Source organism: Viridibacillus sp. FSL E2-0187 (assembly GCF_038006425.1).
GTDB classification, from domain to species: Bacteria; Bacillota; Bacilli; order Bacillales_A; family Planococcaceae; genus Viridibacillus; species Viridibacillus arvi.
Genome location: NZ_JBBOVG010000002.1, coordinates 256,616 through 273,459, shown reverse-complemented (window position 1 = coordinate 273,459; position 16,844 = coordinate 256,616). Strand labels below are relative to the sequence as shown.

General features: G+C 36.7%; 18 protein-coding genes. 1 reads left to right on the top strand and 17 read right to left on the bottom strand.

Annotated elements, in window-relative coordinates:
- Positions 1 to 114: 114 nt before the first annotated feature.
- The 7 genes from MHH85_RS20470 to MHH85_RS20445 form a co-directional block, all read right to left on the bottom strand.
- The gene (locus MHH85_RS20470; RefSeq protein ID WP_193737848.1) at positions 115 to 546 is read right to left on the bottom strand and encodes a S1 domain-containing RNA-binding protein; all 432 of its coding nucleotides are present in this window, start codon (positions 544 to 546) and stop codon (positions 115 to 117) included.
- A 125-nt stretch (positions 547 to 671) separates the two neighbouring features.
- Complete coding sequence (locus tag MHH85_RS20465; protein ID WP_340708337.1) at positions 672 to 1,094, bottom strand: FtsB family cell division protein; 423 nt, start codon at positions 1,092 to 1,094, stop codon at positions 672 to 674.
- A gap of 78 nt (positions 1,095 to 1,172) precedes the next feature.
- The gene (yabQ, locus tag MHH85_RS22335; RefSeq protein WP_193737850.1) at positions 1,173 to 1,637 is read right to left on the bottom strand and encodes a spore cortex biosynthesis protein YabQ; all 465 of its coding nucleotides are present in this window, start codon (positions 1,635 to 1,637) and stop codon (positions 1,173 to 1,175) included.
- On the bottom strand, positions 1,634 to 1,933 hold the full coding sequence (gene yabP / locus MHH85_RS20460; RefSeq protein ID WP_038179281.1) for a sporulation protein YabP: 300 nt from the start codon (positions 1,931 to 1,933) through the stop codon (positions 1,634 to 1,636). The genes yabQ and yabP overlap by 4 nt, the downstream gene beginning before the upstream one ends.
- A gap of 457 nt (positions 1,934 to 2,390) precedes the next feature.
- Positions 2,391 to 2,681, bottom strand: a complete 291-nt coding sequence (locus MHH85_RS20455; protein ID WP_053418366.1) for an RNA-binding S4 domain-containing protein — start codon at positions 2,679 to 2,681, stop codon at positions 2,391 to 2,393.
- Positions 2,678 to 4,150 carry a nucleoside triphosphate pyrophosphohydrolase gene (mazG, locus tag MHH85_RS20450; RefSeq protein WP_340708336.1) on the bottom strand — a complete coding sequence of 491 codons (1,473 nt, stop codon included), beginning with the start codon at positions 4,148 to 4,150 and terminating at the stop codon, positions 2,678 to 2,680. The genes MHH85_RS20455 and mazG overlap by 4 nt, the downstream gene beginning before the upstream one ends.
- A 17-nt stretch (positions 4,151 to 4,167) precedes the next feature.
- On the bottom strand, positions 4,168 to 5,772 hold the full coding sequence (locus MHH85_RS20445; protein ID WP_340708335.1) for a putative polysaccharide biosynthesis protein: 1,605 nt from the start codon (positions 5,770 to 5,772) through the stop codon (positions 4,168 to 4,170).
- A gap of 236 nt (positions 5,773 to 6,008) precedes the next feature.
- Between MHH85_RS20445 and MHH85_RS20440 the strand changes: the two genes are divergently transcribed.
- On the top strand, positions 6,009 to 6,326 hold the full coding sequence (locus tag MHH85_RS20440) for a hypothetical protein (RefSeq protein ID WP_193737853.1): 318 nt from the start codon (positions 6,009 to 6,011) through the stop codon (positions 6,324 to 6,326).
- 40 nt (positions 6,327 to 6,366) lie between these two features.
- Here the strand turns inward: MHH85_RS20440 and spoVT are convergent, their stop codons facing one another.
- The 10 genes from spoVT to MHH85_RS20390 form a co-directional block, all read right to left on the bottom strand.
- Positions 6,367 to 6,903, bottom strand: coding sequence for a stage V sporulation protein T (gene spoVT, locus MHH85_RS20435; RefSeq protein WP_038179271.1), 537 nt, complete (start codon positions 6,901 to 6,903; stop codon positions 6,367 to 6,369).
- A gap of 82 nt (positions 6,904 to 6,985) precedes the next feature.
- Positions 6,986 to 10,513 (bottom strand): transcription-repair coupling factor, encoded by a 3,528-nt coding sequence (mfd, locus tag MHH85_RS20430; protein WP_340708334.1) that lies wholly within the window; start codon positions 10,511 to 10,513, stop codon positions 6,986 to 6,988.
- A 145-nt stretch (positions 10,514 to 10,658) separates the two neighbouring features.
- Positions 10,659 to 10,886, bottom strand: a complete 228-nt coding sequence (locus MHH85_RS20425; RefSeq protein ID WP_053418371.1) for an anti-sigma-F factor Fin family protein — start codon at positions 10,884 to 10,886, stop codon at positions 10,659 to 10,661.
- A gap of 61 nt (positions 10,887 to 10,947) precedes the next feature.
- Positions 10,948 to 11,505, bottom strand: coding sequence for an aminoacyl-tRNA hydrolase (pth, locus tag MHH85_RS20420; protein WP_053418372.1), 558 nt, complete (start codon positions 11,503 to 11,505; stop codon positions 10,948 to 10,950).
- 150 nt (positions 11,506 to 11,655) lie between these two features.
- Positions 11,656 to 12,831, bottom strand: a complete 1,176-nt coding sequence (gene dltD / locus MHH85_RS20415) for a D-alanyl-lipoteichoic acid biosynthesis protein DltD (RefSeq protein ID WP_340708333.1) — start codon at positions 12,829 to 12,831, stop codon at positions 11,656 to 11,658.
- A complete protein-coding gene (gene dltC, locus MHH85_RS20410) occupies positions 12,828 to 13,061 on the bottom strand; it encodes a D-alanine--poly(phosphoribitol) ligase subunit 2 (protein WP_038179260.1) in 234 nt (77 codons plus the stop codon). The genes dltD and dltC overlap by 4 nt, the downstream gene beginning before the upstream one ends.
- Before the next feature lie 17 nt (positions 13,062 to 13,078).
- Positions 13,079 to 14,248 carry a D-alanyl-lipoteichoic acid biosynthesis protein DltB gene (gene dltB / locus MHH85_RS20405; protein WP_340708332.1) on the bottom strand — a complete coding sequence of 390 codons (1,170 nt, stop codon included), beginning with the start codon at positions 14,246 to 14,248 and terminating at the stop codon, positions 13,079 to 13,081.
- Positions 14,245 to 15,765, bottom strand: coding sequence for a D-alanine--poly(phosphoribitol) ligase subunit DltA (gene dltA / locus MHH85_RS20400; RefSeq protein ID WP_340708331.1), 1,521 nt, complete (start codon positions 15,763 to 15,765; stop codon positions 14,245 to 14,247). The genes dltB and dltA overlap by 4 nt, the downstream gene beginning before the upstream one ends.
- Positions 15,766 to 15,782: 17 nt before the next feature.
- On the bottom strand, positions 15,783 to 15,929 hold the full coding sequence (locus tag MHH85_RS20395; protein ID WP_083446292.1) for a teichoic acid D-Ala incorporation-associated protein DltX: 147 nt from the start codon (positions 15,927 to 15,929) through the stop codon (positions 15,783 to 15,785).
- A gap of 232 nt (positions 15,930 to 16,161) precedes the next feature.
- Positions 16,162 to 16,773 (bottom strand): 50S ribosomal protein L25/general stress protein Ctc, encoded by a 612-nt coding sequence (locus MHH85_RS20390; RefSeq protein ID WP_340708330.1) that lies wholly within the window; start codon positions 16,771 to 16,773, stop codon positions 16,162 to 16,164.
- Positions 16,774 to 16,844 lie beyond the last annotated feature (71 nt).

Genomic DNA, 16,844 nt, shown 5'->3' with positions numbered 1-16,844 from the left:
TGCATTTAATAGTACAATTCGTCAGGTATAAACAATAAAAAAGCAATCCACGAAGTACTTGGATTGCTCAAAAATCTATTTCACACTTTTTCTACGATTAAAATAGCCAGCAAGTTACCCTCTTCTTGCGCCACGGCCACCACGTTTAGATTCTGTAGCGCGTTTTAATGTTGCAAGACGATCTTCACTGTCTTTTAAGAAACGTGCCATTTTCTGTTCAAAATTTTCCTTCGGTTGATGACGATTATCATTGCGATCATTTGAACGATTATTATGACGTGGGCGCTGAGGACGCTCTGGTCGTTCTGCTTGAGGTTTTGCTTTTCGAATAGACAAACCAATTTTGCCATCCGCTTCGACATTCATTACTTTAACCTCAACCATTTCTCCAACTTTCAAATGTTCGTTGATGTCTTTTACATAATTGTCTGCAACCTCACTAATGTGCACCAGACCTGTTGAGCCATTTGGCAGCTCTACGAATGCTCCAAAATTTGTGATACCTGTTATCTTACCTTGTACCTTGCTGCCTACTTCAATTGACATAAAAAAAATGCTCCTCCTTATTAAATAAAGCGACTTTGTAAGTCATGTAATCAATTTATGAATCTTAAAAAAAGGTTAGATTCTCACTTCTAATTATAGCCAACAAAAAAAGAGTGTCAATAAGACTACTCTTTCGATTTCCCATTTTTCTCATCTTTTTCAGTATTTTCTGGAATTGAGAAAATGATTTCACCTTTTTCAGAAAGGAAAAGTTCTTTACGTGCTAGTTTGGCGATATAATTATCGTCATTTAGCTTCGAAATTTGAATTTCCAATTCCTCTTGTTGGTCTTGGGCGTCTGAAAGTTTTTGGGTTAGCTCGATTTTTTTTTGTTCTTTAATAGCGAGCGTCTTCTTTTGATTTATTAATGTAAATATTAGGGACCCCATAACGAGAACAAACGCGATTGCGAAAAGCGCCAGTCTTCGATAAAGACGTATTTTCATGGCTCTTTTTTTCTTTTCCTGCCGTTCTATGGACTCGATGTATTCTCGACGAATGGCAGCAACTGAATTTTCCCCACTAGCTTTTTTGTTACGATTATTCATCCTCGTTATCCCTCCCCAATTAATAATACTTCTAGCTTCTTAGTTGTTATTGTATGTGTATTCTCCATTATAGCGAATTTACCCTTTTTTTTTAAGTCTTAACTGTTTAGTTTTTTTAACCAATGGCCTAAATGGTAACAGCAGGAGCCTTACAACACGCATTAGGGCGCGGATTATCCACCTTATGATCGAAACGAAAAAATTAAAAATCAACCATAATGGCCTAAGCAAAATGATGTATATTAGACGACCTCCAAAGCGAAATACCGATTGGAAGTATAATTGATAACAATAAAAACCTGCGAGCTGTGCTATTGGATCAACAATACGCCATTCACCAGCTCGCACTTTAAATAGTAAATAAAAACTAGCTATACCGAGTATAAGCCAAGTTATCAACTCTAACGCAATATAGCCTTTTCTTCTGAATGACCGCGGCGGTGCATAATATTTAATCGTACGTACAAGGTCTATACATGCTGCTCCTACAATTCCACTAGCAATCATGACGAGAAGGCTGAGAAATTGCGCTGTTAAGGTCATCCAAATATTTTATGAAGGAAGCTTTTAGACAAGCCGTTGTCTTCGTCATCATACTGTAGCGTCTTCACTGTTCCTTCAAGTGTCAATAAACCCTTATCTACATCCAAATGGACAATACGTAATTCCTCACCTCTGATGAGTAAATGTCCTTGCGAAGTGTGCACTAAAAACTCTTCTTGATCAAAGCGCTCGATTGATTTCACCGAAGTGACATCCATTCGTTTGCGATTTCTGACCGTTAGCAAATGATCCCCTGTTGGAATTGTGTACGTTGCATTATCCGGCTGTAACGTCAATGATTCCCCTCCCTTGTCCTGTCTTTAAACTATATGCTGCGGACAAACCCTTTATGATAAAACTGCTAATTTCCATTCAGAAATTTGTTTATAGATAGTTTTTCCTTACCGATTTGCAGGTACTTCTATACAATTTTAACGTTAGAACTTACAACATTCACTCTTCACATAGATAGAAGAAATCCCTATAATGATGCATTACTGCATATAGCTGCTCATTTCTATGGATCCTTATATAAGATATTCTTATCCATTAATAATTTGTAACTTCTACCCTATCATATTTACTGGTCAGTGATACTTTGAAGAATTAGCTTGGAATTGTAATTAAAAAGGTTGTCCTAAAATTTAGCGCATACTAATTTTCAGGGCAACCTCATATAAGATCATTCAAATAAAACATAGATCAATGCTTAATATACTCTTCTCTATAAGCAACATCTTCTCTCAAAACCAGCTAGTTCTCATCATCGATAAATTGCGGTTCAATCTTCTCTAATTTTTCTTCTTTTAAAATAGTAAACATTCTTGCAGCGTCTTCTTTTTTCACTGTATCTTTCAACTCTTCAACACGCGCTGTTACTACTTTTTGACCGAAGCGGATTGCGAGCTCATCACCTGCTTTTACAGCAGTACTTGCCTTCACTACCTTACCATTAATTGTAATACGACCTTGATCAGCAACCTCTTTTGCTAATGTACGACGCTTAATCAAACGCGATACTTTCAAAAATTTATCTAATCTCATATTTTATTCCCTCCCTGTAATTTTGCCTCGTTCCAAAAGGCATCTAGCTCTTCAAACGTATACGCTTTAAAATCCTTTTTTCCAGCCATTACTTGAGCTTCAACATACCCAAAGCGACTAGCAAATTTTCTGTTAGCATGGAGCATGGCATCTTCAGCTGAAATTTTATAGACACGTGCGATATTCACTAATGTAAATAGCACATCGCCAAATTCATCGAGACGTGTTTCATTCGTTCCATTCGTTACCTCAGCTCGGAATTCCTTCCATTCTTCGGAGAATTTTTCCCACACACCATCTGCCGAAGGCCACTCAAATCCAACTTTTGCCGCTCGTCTTTGATAGTTATAAGACGTTTGTAGGGAAGATGTTGCGCGGTACTCACCCTTCAATAAAGGTTCCGATATCTCACCATTAACATTTTCTTTACTTTTAATTTTCTCCCAGTTAGCATTTACTTCTTCCACACTATCTACAGTAGCATCACTAAATACGTGAGGATGTCGACGAATCATCTTTGTGCTTATAGCTTCTAATATATCTTCAAGGTTGAAGAATCCTTCATCTTCACCGATTTGTGCGTGTAAAAATACTTGTAGTAGAACGTCGCCAAGTTCTTCAATCAAATGCTCATCATCTTGCTCATCGATCGTTTGTAAGAACTCATGCACTTCCTCTAGCATATATCTTTTCAAACTTTCGTGCGTTTGCTGTTGATCCCAAGGACAACCATTAGGGCCACGTAATGTTGAAATAATCTCACGGAAAGTCGACCATTCACGAAGGGCTTCATCACGATTCGTTACTGGAGGTACGTAGACAGTTGTTAAGTTATCAATTTCGGCTGCACGGTCCAATTCGTATAAAGGAACTGTACGTAGCTTTTCATCTTTTGAGCCTGCTGCAGTAACAATTGTAACTGGATAATCCTCACTGTATTTTTCCATCAAAGTCAGTTTTACTTCTGAAGCACTAAAAGTATCATACACTTGTGCAATTAATAGATGTTGCTTCATATTCACTTCATGTGCTGAGAAAGTTGTTCCATCTACCAGTTGGAAGCCATCGATTGGGTCGATACGTAATGCGCCAAAGATTGGATCTAGGAAACTTTGACCTCCCTCAATATTCAGTTTTACTTTCCCTTCTTTTTCAGCTTCGATTAAAAGTTGAACAGTTAACTCTGCTACGAGTGGATGTCCAGGTACTGCGTACATTATATCTTCTTTCTCCACGTAACTTAAAAGAGTTGCTACAATTTCTTCATAAACTGGTCGAAAATCATCGTGCTTTTCATAAACATGATCAAAGCTTTCAAATTCGACCCCTTCAGTTGCTAACTCATTTAATACTGGGTGGTCTATCGTTCGTACATATATTTTCTTAGCCTGCTGTAGCTTGCGATAAACACCTATTTGTAATTGCTCAAAGTCACTAGCTCCGAGACCGATTATTGTTAATTGATGCATAATTTTTCCACCTATCCTTATTTCTTTCTTTGAAGCCATAATTGATAACTAGCCATTCTGCGCCCGAACGGTAGTAAAAACCAATCCCTACTTGTTAGAACTCTATACTTTGCAATGATTGTCAAAAAGACAAAGGCTCCTATCAACGCTGCTGAACTACCAGTCAACGCAGCATTCAATCGGGAAGATAAAGATGCAAAGAGCATCTGCTCAGCAAAATAACTCCAAAACACCACAAAAGCTATCATGACGACTGAAGCAAATCCCGTGCATATATAAAAACGTGAAGGTGCGAAGCGAATTGGTCTAATTTTTTTAAAATAATAGATCAACCCAATAGCTGAACATATTAAACCTAAATTACTAGCATACACCGCGCCTATGATACCCCATCTTATAATAAACAACTCATTACAAATCACTTTAACTATAAAGCCCACTATTAATATTAAAGTCGGTATTTTTAATTTCCCTAACCCTTGAAGCATAGCTGTTAATGTTAAAATAAGCGACAGCCATATAATTTGCGCCACAAATACTATTAGTACGTTAGATAATTCACGTGTTTCAAATAGCATCTCATTTACATAAGGCATAACAAGCATTAAACCAAGCGTCGCAGCAAAACCAAATAACAAGGATGTGCGATAGGTCAGTTGAATAAACCGTTCAGTTCTTCGCCCATTGTCCTTTTTTGATGTATGAGCAACAAGAGGTACAATGGCAAGGGATAGCGATGTCGCGATGACAAGTCCTACTTGTACAAGTGGCTGCCCTCTATCATAAATCCCCTTCGTTTCCATTGCCTCAATGGTTGGTACGCCACTCTTCGTAAGAGTTTCAAAAACAGTAAATGAATCAACTAGTTGAAAAAACAATAGTAAAAGTCCACTCATGCTGACCGTAATACTTAAAACTGTCAATTCCCTTACTACAGGAAATATGGATATCTTTTTCCTTACAACTATTTTGTCCCTCTGCTTAACCTTTTTATAATATATCCACAATAAAATAATACCTGCCAATTCACCAACAACAGTGCCTGCCATAGCCATTTGTCCAGCTTGATAAAGGGAAGAGGTTGTCGTCATCACAAGCCATGTGCCACCTAAGATTACAAGGACACGTACAGTTTGTTCTACCACTTGTGCATAGGCAACTGGAGTCATCATACCGCGCGCTTGGAAGAACCCTTTATAAACAGCAATTGCTGGCATACATAACGTAACAAACGCTCCTGTACGTAAAAGGGAAGCCAATTCCGGATCTCCCATCCATTTTGCGAATAGATCAGCGCCACCAAATAAAATTACGAAGAAAAGGATGGATAAGAAACTTAAATAATAAAATACCACTCGTAATAATTCTTTACGCCATTCTTCATCACGCTCTTCAGCCTCAGCAAGAATTTTAGAAATAGCGACAGCAAAACCACTCGAGGTCCAAACAACGAAAATTGCTACAAATGGATACACTTGTTGATAAATATAAAACCCCTGGTCCCCCACTAAATTTTGGAAAGGGACTCGGTACAACATGCTCAGTACTTTGACAAAAAGAGCAGCAAGCGTTAATAACGCGACTCCCTTCACATATACCTTCATTCCCCACTTCTCAGGCATTTCAAATCCTCATTCCTATACATCGTTCACTAAAATCCATAATAATCTAAATGTCATCAGTATAGCATATTGATGCATATCCATAAAAAGCAGGTTAACGTATATCCCAAGGACTATACTTATTAGAGAATCATTTCTTTATATAGTAATGGATTATAAATAAGTGACTTTTAGTTCAATTTCAGTAAAAGAATCCGATAAAATCCTTAATTAAAGAGTATAGAGGAGAGATTACTTTGAAGATGAATGTCACGAATATCAAAACATTTCATAACGCGGCGAAATTTAATCAGCCACATATACTACAAAGCTCATATATCTATGCTGCATTAAAATCAAAATCCAAAAAAAATCAAGTTATAACTGAAAAAGAAAATGGTTATGTACGCCAGTATCTCGTCAAAGAAGATGGCACTAAAATATTAATTTCCGAAATGCGGGAAGATACCACAAAACAGGCCCCTATTCATAATGAATCAAATACCAATGATTTAATGAAGTTGCTTAATTTTTCAACAAATATACATCCTCCTAATATTAAAACGATAAAATAAAAAAGTCTTCCTCGCTTTTGCGAGGAAGACTTTTTTCATGTTAATCAAGCATTTGCTTCGCAAGAAAGTGAGCTGCAGTTTCAGCTACTTTTTGCTCCGAGTCGCCAATAAAGTGTACCTTTGACAATATATAAACAGCGCCAATTGGGTCACCTGACACGATAATTGGTGCCACACAGTAAGATTTTATTTGCTCAACTTGACCTGGAACTAACTCTACAGAGCTTTCATGCTTCTCTACAAGAATGGATCGTTGCATAATACTTTCTTCAGCAAATGACGATAGTTGTCTATTAACATAATCCTTCTTTGATACACCTGCTACAGCAATCATTTCATCTCGATCACTAATTAAAGCAGCAGTACCCAACGTTTCATATAACGTTTCTACATACGAAGTAGCAAAGTCACTCAATTCGCTAATAGGTGAATATTTCTTTAAAATAACTTCCCCTTCGCGATCCGTGAAAATTTCTAACGGGTCGCCTTCACGAATGCGTAAAGTCCTTCTTATTTCTTTTGGGATAACGACGCGCCCTAAATCATCAATACGTCGTACAATGCCAGTTGCTTTCATTCGTGTTGCCTCACTTTCGACAAAATATAGTTATACTTGTCCTAGTATGGTTCACAAATGGGGAATCTATGCAAAAAGGGTATTACTCTGCAACAGGTGCAGATTCTTCCCTTTTTGCAGTCGGCAAAAGTTTCATAATTTCTTCTAAAATATCAAACGGTAATTGTTTATCCGTTTTGCGTTCATCTATTGTAAGTAATAGCTGTTGCCCATCCATCCGGAAGCCCACAGCCCGCCCGAACTTCAATGATTCTGAGACAACTTTCGCGCCATCTATATTCGCTGTACCCTGCTCTGAAATTTGAATAGTAATCACTTTATTCGTTTCCTTAATTGAAGTGACCCCTGCTTCTTTCGCCCAAACTTTCATTCGCGCAATACGTAATAAACGTTCGGTTTCAAAAGGTATATCACCAAATCGATCTTGCAATTCATCAATGATTTCAAGATAGTCATTTTCATTTTCCATCGCTTTTACACGTTTATACATTTGAATTTTTTGATAGCCATCTGGAATAAATTGATCTGGAATGTATGCGTCATACGGTAAAATTATTTCAATTTCAGGTATATCTTCTTTTTTCGTACCACTACGTCGTTCTTCTATTGCTTCTTCAAGCATTTGTGAGTACAAGTCAAATCCGACAGAATCGATAAAGCCGTGTTGTTGAGACCCAAGTAAATTTCCTGCACCCCGAATTGATAAATCACGCATGGCAATTTTAAATCCAGAGCCAAGTTCAGTAAATTCTTTGATCGCTTGCAAACGTTGCTCAGCTACCTCTGTCAGTACTTTATCACGTTGATACATGAAATAAGCGTAGGCTACTCGATTGGAACGCCCAACACGTCCTCGTAATTGATAAAGCTGTGATAAACCCATACGATCCGCATTGTGTACAATTAATGTATTCACATTAGGAATATCCATACCTGTTTCAATAATTGTCGTCGTGACTAACACATCATAATCTCCATCCAAAAATCCAAGAATAACAGATTCTAGCTCAGACTCAGTCATTTGGCCATGTGCAAAGCCAACACGCGCTTCAGGTACGAGCTCTTGAATCTCTTGCACCTTTTTCGCCATATCTTCAACACGATTATATAAATAAAACGTTTGCCCACCGCGTGACATTTCACGCTCAATAGCTTCACGCACCAGCGCACCACTATGCTCCATGACATACGTTTGGACTGGGAAGCGATTTGCAGGTGGTGTTTCTATAACAGATAAATCACGAACACCAACCATCGACATATGCAATGTACGAGGTATTGGTGTTGCTGTTAACGTTAATACATCAACGTTCGTTTTTAATTGTTTGATCTTTTCTTTATGCGTCACACCAAATCGTTGTTCTTCATCGACTACGAGTAATCCTAAGTCACGATACACCACATCTTTAGATAAGAGACGATGCGTACCCACAACAACATCTATCGTGCCGTCTTTTAATCCTTTTAGTGTTTCTGCTTGCTGTTTTTTTGTACGGAAGCGACTAAGTAAACCAATAGAAACTGCCTGCTCTTGGAAACGTTCTACCATCGTTTCATAATGTTGCTGAGCTAAAATGGTTGTAGGTACAAGGAAAGCTACTTGCTTCCCATCCATAATTGCTTTAAAGGCTGCACGAATGGCAACCTCAGTTTTACCATAACCAACATCACCACAGACAAGTCTATCCATTGGGCGCTCACGTTCCATATCGTGTTTGACTTCACGAATAGAACGTAATTGATCTTCCGTCTCCTCATATGGAAATGCCGCTTCAAAGGTGCGTTGTTCATCGCCATCTGGAGTAAAGGCAAAACCTTTTTCAGCTTCACGTTTTGCATATAGTTTGATTAAATCATCGGCAATATCTTGTACCGCAGATGAAACTTTACTTTTCGCACGTTTCCACTCTGCTCCACCTAGTTTATGTAGCTTCGGTTCACGGTCTTCAGAAGCAACATATTTTTGGATTAAATCAATTTGATCGACTGGTACGAATAGTTTATCATCTGCTCGGTAGCGGACGTGCAAATAATCTTTATGTGACCCTTTTACTTCTAAAGTTTCGATACCGATATATTTCCCAATACCATGGTGAATATGAACGACATAATCTCCTGGTTTGATTTCTGTATAACTTTTTATACGCTCGGCATTTGTCATTTTTTTAGGGCGCGATTTCTTTTTTTGCTTTTGTTTAAAGAGTTCCTCTTCCGTAACAATCGCTAAACGCTGTAACGGGAGTTCAAAGCCAGCTGTCAATGCACCTTCAATTGCATAAACACCCGCTCCATTCGGTTCCCCCAGTTGTATATGAATATCGTAATCATCCAGCACTGTTTGCATTTTTCGTAGACGATCTTTACCTTCCGCCACAAAGAGCACCGTAAATTTCCCTTGCTCCCATCGCTCCATCTCATTTTTCAATAAAGGTATTTGTGCATGGAAATGTTGCATTGGTTTGCATGAAAAACTTGTAGTTTTCTTAAACTGCACACCAGAAAATGCACGCGTAAATAGGGCAAAGAATAGCTTCGGTTGTTTTAGCATCGCTAAAATTTCTTTTAGTGAATATGAAGGTTTCACGGCATGCACCATTTTCCCTTCCTCTAGAAGGCTCAAGAACCATTCTTTCTCTTCTTTCTCCCACGCATCCATTACTTCTTGAACTCTGCCTAATTCATCAAATACAACGAGAGCATTTTGGGCAAAATAATCGCCTAAATAAGATGGCTTATCATATAAAAGCGAGCCATACTTATTGGCGTAATCAGGTAAGTTACCTTGCTTTAGCATTTCAATATCTGCTTGGATATTTTGATAGAGTGCTTCTTTAACATCTTGCGCTTTCACTTTACGTAAACTTTCTGCCAACGCATTCTCTAGTTTTCCAGCCAGTATTACTCTATCGGCTTGCGTTAAAACGAATTCTGTCGCAGGCAGAATTCGTACATCTTGTAGTTTATCAATTGAACGCTGATCATCAGCTGAAAATGTCCGGATTGAATCTACTTCTGTATCAAACAATTCAATACGCACTGGCACTTCCATATAAGGTGGATAAATATCTAAAATACCACCACGTAATGCAAATTCTCCTGGTGTTGTCACCATCTGACCACGTGTATAGCCCATTACAATAAGCTGATTCAACCAAGCTTCTACATCGACATCGTCACCAATTGCCGTTTGAAGACGTAAATCAAGCCATTGCTCTTTTGGAGACATCATTTTACGTAGACCTGCTACTGGAATAATGTAAATTCCCTTTTGTTCATGTAACATATGGTCAATTGTTTCAATTCGTTGCGCTCTTAACTCAGGACTTGCTATCGACATATCAGCTGCAATAAATTCATCAGCTGGATAATAATGCACAAGCTCCTCACCCATTAACTTCACTAAATCATCATACATTTTCTGCGCTTGCAATAGATTTGGCGAGATGATATACACCGGTTTTTCTATCGCCCCATAAATCGTATCTAAAAAAGCTGGACGCGCACTCCCAGAAAGGCCCGTAATTAACTGAGGACCATTATTTTGCTGCAAATCTTCCAATAATTTTGTTATATGCATATCTTGAGAGAACAATTTACGTAATATCTCCAAATGAAGCCCTCCTTCCTTCAAAAAATATAATGAAACTATTTGCTCTATCTATATTTTACGAGTAAATAGTCTATCTATTTCATATTTCTTTTCATTCCTATACAGAAAAAGGCCTTGGACGCATAGCGCGCCAAAGCATCTTTCGTTATTGTAGCCATTTTTTTAACGCGTAATAGTCTGGAAATTGTTTTAAAGATTCTTCACAGTGTTCACAAATACAATCGACCGTTGTATCTCCATTATGGTCTTTATGAATGTATTGTTCTGCCTCTTCTTCATTTAATTGATGTAACTTGCGGACACTTTCCTCTGAATCGAAAGGCAGTAGCCCAACCTCAGTTTCACAGTGCCGACAGCGATAATGAATTGCCATATGCAACATGCCCTCCTTTATAAAAAGTATAGACAGTCACATAGCAATTTATGCTCATTCATTAATTAAATTGATTCATAACATCTATAAACGGCTTGTTCAGTGCATACTCACAAGCATCCGCCGCTTTTTCAAAAGCATCTTGCATTACAGGCTGGTCTTCCTTCGAAAATCTTGCAAGAACATAATCCGAAACCTTCATACCAGCAGGTGGGCGGCTAATACCAATACGAATACGGTTAAAGTTTTGAGTACCTAAATGCTGGATTAATGATTTTATACCGTTATGACCGCCCGCACTGCCTTTTTGACGCAAACGTAATTTTCCTTTATCCAAATCTAAATCATCATAAATAACAATGATATCCTCTACATCGATATCAAAATAATCCATGATCGGACCCACACATTCACCAGAAATATTCATATACGTAAGCGGCTTCAATAGCATGACTTTACCTTCTGGACGATGAATAGTACCGTACATACCATTAAATTTTGATTGATTTAATGATACGCCCCATTTAGCTGCTAATATGTCGATGGTATCAAAACCGACATTGTGATGTGTATGTTCATATGTTTTGCCCGGATTGCCGAGACCAATTATTAGTTTCATAATAGCATCTTCCTTTTCTGCCTAATCCATGCTATTTTATCACATACCGTTGGATATTATGAAAAAATGCAATTATTAGTGGTTTTTCGACTTTTTCCTAAGAAAAAAATCGCTCTATCATAAAATGATAAAGCGATTTTCTCTATTCGACTATTGTTTCCAATAATCGGCCATTTCTCGGTCGAGATATACCCAACCTTTCCAAGAAATATGAATTGTATCACTAATAAAATGTGGCTCGTACTCGTAACCAGTAAAGTCAACAAGCGGGAAACCAGCACTTTGCACCTGCTTATTAATTTTCGCATAATATTCTTGTCGACGGTCTTGTGGGAAGCCTGCATAATCATACCATTTCCCATTCACAGGAATAGATACGAACATTGGCTTAGCACCAGTATCCTTTAATACATCCAAGACCATTTGAAAATCTTTATACTCAGGCGACTCTGTATAGCTTTCGTGTTTACGGAAGCCTTTAAGTTCATCTAACTTAAACTCTATTTTCTTTTTATAATATTTATCGTTAATAGATAAATTATTTGTTGTAATCCGCTGACCACCATATTCATCTGCATACTTCGTCAACTGCTCAAAAGATTTTCCCGCAACCATTTCTGGATTTGCATGCAATTTTTCACGCGGCTTTGCCATGATGGAGTAATACAAATCTTTTTTCTCCATTAACTTTTTATTTATTAAAGCCACTGGTTTTGCTAAAGTTGCTTTTATCGGATATTTTGCACCATCTGTTACTTCATTTTCATAAATTGTTGATAAAACAAAGTCTCTTTGTACACTATCAAACTGCAAAAGACGCTCCATAGCTTTTTTCTTCAACTGAGGGTCCATCTTATTATTTAACGCTAAATCGTAAGACTGCAACATTGAATAGTTAGGTGAGAAATGGAACTCATCAACGCCTGTTTCTGTAAACCATTGCGGTGAAATAATAAATACTAATTTCTTATTTTTTAAATTTTCCTCTTGCGCAGCAAAGTTCAAAAAATGATGAATCGATTGTGTACCACCACGGCCATATAAATATGTCGTAAAGCCTTCATCATTCGCTTTAAAATAGTTATATGGATGGAACGGATCAAAGCGATTCAACTCAGACGATCCATATATCGGGAACATGTTCGGCTCTTGTAGTAAACGATTTTGGAAATACTCCCCTTGGAACATTAGAGGATTCAGAGCTGTTTTCGCATGTTCTACATCTTTATCTGAGATTAAAAACCCAAGCCATTTATTCGGTATAAATAAAAATATTAAAAACAGAATTACCGCAATGAAGAGCGGTAAGAAGGCATACTTTCTCATACACGCTCAGCTAACTGCTCTGCGATACGATTCGGTGTATTCCACTCCTCGCGCGTAAACTCTGTAATTGAAACTGAAATACCAAACTTCTCTTCTACTTCAACTAGAAACGTAATGATACCAAACGAATCTAGTAAACCTTCTTCAAATAAATCGATATCAGGTTGTTCAACAACAACATCTTCCTGACATACCTCTGCTAATAATTCATATACTTTTTGTTTTTCCATCTTAATCTAACTCCTTATTATTTAAATAGTTGTCCAGAGAAAATATAAAATCCAAAGCAAATAAAGTTAAATGTTATAAACACGGATATAACATGTGTAAATTTATTTTTCGGCCATAGTTTATGTTTTCGATTCCATCGATCGAAGAAGTCATATCCAATGATTAGGGCTGCTTGGTACAAGCCATAAATAATAAAATGCCATTCTAATCCATGCCAAACACCCATGATGAAGAATAATAGGAAATAACCAATATTAGAAACTGTATAGCGATTTTTAATCCACTTTTTCTTCGTCATCCAAAATACAAAACGCATATATACATAGTCTCTAAACCAAAATGATAGACTCATATGCCAACGATTCCAAAAGTCTTTAATATTTTTACTAATGAATGGCATGTTGAAGTTTTCTGGTGTTTTAACTCCCATCAAGTAGCTGACCCCTATAGCAAAGGCACTGTAACCCGCAAAGTCGAAAAATAGATAAAAGCTGTAAGTATACATATACGCTACATTAGCCCAAAATGGAGAATGAATATATGTTGCGTGATCTGGTAAGTAAACAAGAATTTTGTTGTAAATTAAAAATGCTAAAATAAATTTGTATAAAAACCCTCGGAAAATACTATTAATCCCTAAATATAAAAGCTCTTTATACTCCTCTTTTGAAAAGGTCTTATTAACATCCTTTTCAAATCTTCTCCAACGATCAATTGGACCTGATGATACAGTCGGGAAAAATAGTAGGAAGTAAATAAGCTCACCGATCGGTAGTGTCTGCTTCTTCATCATGCCGTCTCGTGTTTCAATAACTATCTGTACGGACTTAAATGTAATATAAGAAACACCCAGGAATCCAAATACATGATTCAAACCGAGTAATGGTAGTACTTTCACAAGCACTAATGGTAATATCGCTAATATAACCATCATACAAAATACAACTGTATTATTACGTTCTTTTCTATAATGATGGTAACCTTTAATTAAAACAATTTGAAAAATCGTAAACAAAATAATAGATATTGCACCGGTCTTTGAATTACCAAAGATGACGGCCAATACAACAATAGACACAAGCATATTATAAATTTTTGATGATTTACCTAATAACCCAAGAACGATAGTAGGTAAAAGAAGAATACCAATTAAAAAGAAAAATATAAACGAGCCATATGGAATCATACCATAACCTCAGCTATTAATTGTTTTCGATTTATTTTACCATTAGATGTCATAGGTAACTGATCACAATAATTAAATTTTCTCGGAATCATATATGCTGGTAAACTTTTTGCTAGTTCTTTTTTTATAGCGCTCGATAATTGATATTCTTTTTCAAAAGAATGTTCTTTAGGCACGATATATGCTGCTAAAAAATCAATAGCTTCATTTTTATAAACTGGTACAACTACACATGAATCTACATACTGGCATTGCAATAAATTGTTTTCGATCTCTTCGATTTCCATTCTATAGCCATGAACTTTCACTTGGAAATCTGCACGCCCACTATAAAAATGTAATCCTTTTTTCTGATATCCAACATCACCTGTTCGATACGCTTGTTGTCCTTTATATTCAAAAAAGGCCTTTTCAGTTAGTGTTTCTTCTCCTAAATATCCTTTACTAACACTCGGTCCAACAATAATCATTTCACCTTTTTCACCATCAGGTAATATTTGATCATCCTCATCTATAATAAGCATTTGAGTATCACCTTTTATATAACCTATTGGTAAAGAAATATGATCATTTAATAATTCTTCGGTTACTTCTATTGCTGAAACTGCTACTGTTGCCTCTGTTGGTCCATATGTATTGAAAATCCGTGCGTCCGGGAACAATTTCAATAACTTATTTGCAACTTCTGTCGGCAATACTTCCCCACAAAACAGGAACGTATTTAATGATGGCAGCATCTCACTAGTAAATTCAGGATTCATTAAACACATTTGTACGAATGATGGCGTAGATGTCCAAACATTTGTTTTTGACTGTGCTAATTGCTCAAATAAAATCTTAGGGTTTGCTATCATCTCTTTTGTAATTGCGAATAATGTAGCACCTGTCGTTAGTGCAGGATAAAGGTCCATTACCGACAAATCAAATGAAAATGGTGCTTGATTTAAAAATACCTTGCCCTCTGTTATCGGGAAATCTTCATGCATCCAACTAACAAAGCTCTCTAAATTTCGAGCTGAAATTTGAACGCCTTTAGGATTTCCTGTACTACCTGAAGTATAAATAATATAAAAGTTATCATTCTCTTTCACCCAAGTAGATGTTGATGATCCATTGGAGTGTTCAGCAACTATATTTGCTAATTGACCTTCAGACATATACGGAATTGATGACTGCTGAAGTGAATCTCTTTCTAGATTCTCTGTTTCAATGAGAAAAGCTGCACCTGAGCACTCTATAATTTTTTGAATGCGTTCTTTTGGAATTGATACATCTACCGGAATATATGGGTGACCTGATTTTACTACTCCTAAAAAGGAGCTAACCATCATGGGTGCCATATGACCATATACTATAATAGGTGCTTTATTCGGGAGATTTAATGTGGTTAAATACGTGGCTAATGATTCTGACTGTTTCCATAAATCTCCGTAACTTAATGTCGCATCTCCATTCTGAAATGCGATAGAATCTTCATTATCTAAGGCTATATTTTGAATAGCCGAAAGTATATTCAATGTAAACCCTCCTCACTTTAAAATTCTGTATATATGAATGGACCGGCATTCATATCATGAAAACCATATAAGAGAACGAGTAAAATGAGAATCGCCAAGTAATAAATCGTCCGCATACCCACATACGTTACAGTATGATTCCAAAGCTTTCTTACTTTCTCCATCCTATTTACCTCACATTTCTACAATTTAATCATTTACGATACACCATTTCATCTATTATTACAATAACATGTCAATACCATTACATTAGACGTAATATAGCAAAAGTTGTTCCTACCCTCAACAAGAAGAAGACCTAAAGACTACATTTTTTCAAATAAATAGTAGCAAGGGTAAAGAAAAAGGCTTACCATCGTTATCTATAGATGGTAAGCCCTTTTTTTGAAATTTATTTTATCTAGCACCGATAATCTCTTCAGAAGTTGCTTTTTCATCAACTTCTGTTGACTCAACCTCAACTGTAGGCGCAGATACTGTAACAAGAAGAAAGTCATCCGTATCCAGAATTTCGAATGTTGACGTGCTACGAATATCACCAACAGCTAAAGTGTCACCTATTTCTAAAGTTGAAATATCAACCTCTATTGATTCTGGAATATCTGATGGTTTTACCTTAACTGTTACTTCACGATTAGGTTGTTGGAGAATGCCGCCTTCTTTTACTCCTACTGAATCGCCAGTTAGATTTACTGGTACACTTACTTCTAAAGCATCAGACATATTAACCACTAAAAAATCTAAGTGAACTAATGTTCCCTTCAATGCACATTTTTGAGCTTCATTTAATACGGCATTTAATTTTTTACCATCAATTTCTAATGTTACTATGGAGTTTTTACCATCTAAACGTAATGCTTTTTCATACTCTCTTGCATTAATCGTAATCGGAGTTGCCTCTGTTTTATAACCATATACCACAGCTGGCACAAAACCTCTTTGTCGAAGTTCAGTTAGTGCAGAATGATTTTCAACCTTACGCTTTTTTGCATGAACTACAGTACTCATATAGATACATGTCTCCCTTCCTAGTTAACATAGTCACATTAATATATGTACCCTGTTGGCTAGGAATTCAA

Coding starts and splice junctions, on each gene's coding strand:
- dltD (WP_340708333.1), bottom strand. CDS start 12,831: ATGAGAAAGTATGCCTTCTTACCGCTCTTCATTGCGGTAATTCTGTTT.
- dltC (WP_038179260.1), bottom strand. CDS start 13,061: ATGGAAAAACAAAAAGTATATGAATTATTAGCAGAGGTATGTCAGGAA.
- yabQ (WP_193737850.1), bottom strand. CDS start 1,637: ATGACCTTAACAGCGCAATTTCTCAGCCTTCTCGTCATGATTGCTAGT.
- MHH85_RS20445 (WP_340708335.1), bottom strand. CDS start 5,772: ATGCCTGAGAAGTGGGGAATGAAGGTATATGTGAAGGGAGTCGCGTTA.
- MHH85_RS20465 (WP_340708337.1), bottom strand. CDS start 1,094: ATGAATAATCGTAACAAAAAAGCTAGTGGGGAAAATTCAGTTGCTGCC.
- dltB (WP_340708332.1), bottom strand. CDS start 14,248: ATGATTCCATATGGCTCGTTTATATTTTTCTTTTTAATTGGTATTCTT.
- MHH85_RS20470 (WP_193737848.1), bottom strand. CDS start 546: ATGTCAATTGAAGTAGGCAGCAAGGTACAAGGTAAGATAACAGGTATC.
- MHH85_RS20390 (WP_340708330.1), bottom strand. CDS start 16,773: ATGAGTACTGTAGTTCATGCAAAAAAGCGTAAGGTTGAAAATCATTCT.
- MHH85_RS20425 (WP_053418371.1), bottom strand. CDS start 10,886: ATGGCAATTCATTATCGCTGTCGGCACTGTGAAACTGAGGTTGGGCTA.
- MHH85_RS20395 (WP_083446292.1), bottom strand. CDS start 15,929: ATGGAGAAAGTAAGAAAGCTTTGGAATCATACTGTAACGTATGTGGGT.
- mazG (WP_340708336.1), bottom strand. CDS start 4,150: ATGCATCAATTAACAATAATCGGTCTCGGAGCTAGTGACTTTGAGCAA.
- MHH85_RS20455 (WP_053418366.1), bottom strand. CDS start 2,681: ATGAGATTAGATAAATTTTTGAAAGTATCGCGTTTGATTAAGCGTCGT.
- spoVT (WP_038179271.1), bottom strand. CDS start 6,903: ATGAAAGCAACTGGCATTGTACGACGTATTGATGATTTAGGGCGCGTC.
- pth (WP_053418372.1), bottom strand. CDS start 11,505: ATGAAACTAATAATTGGTCTCGGCAATCCGGGCAAAACATATGAACAT.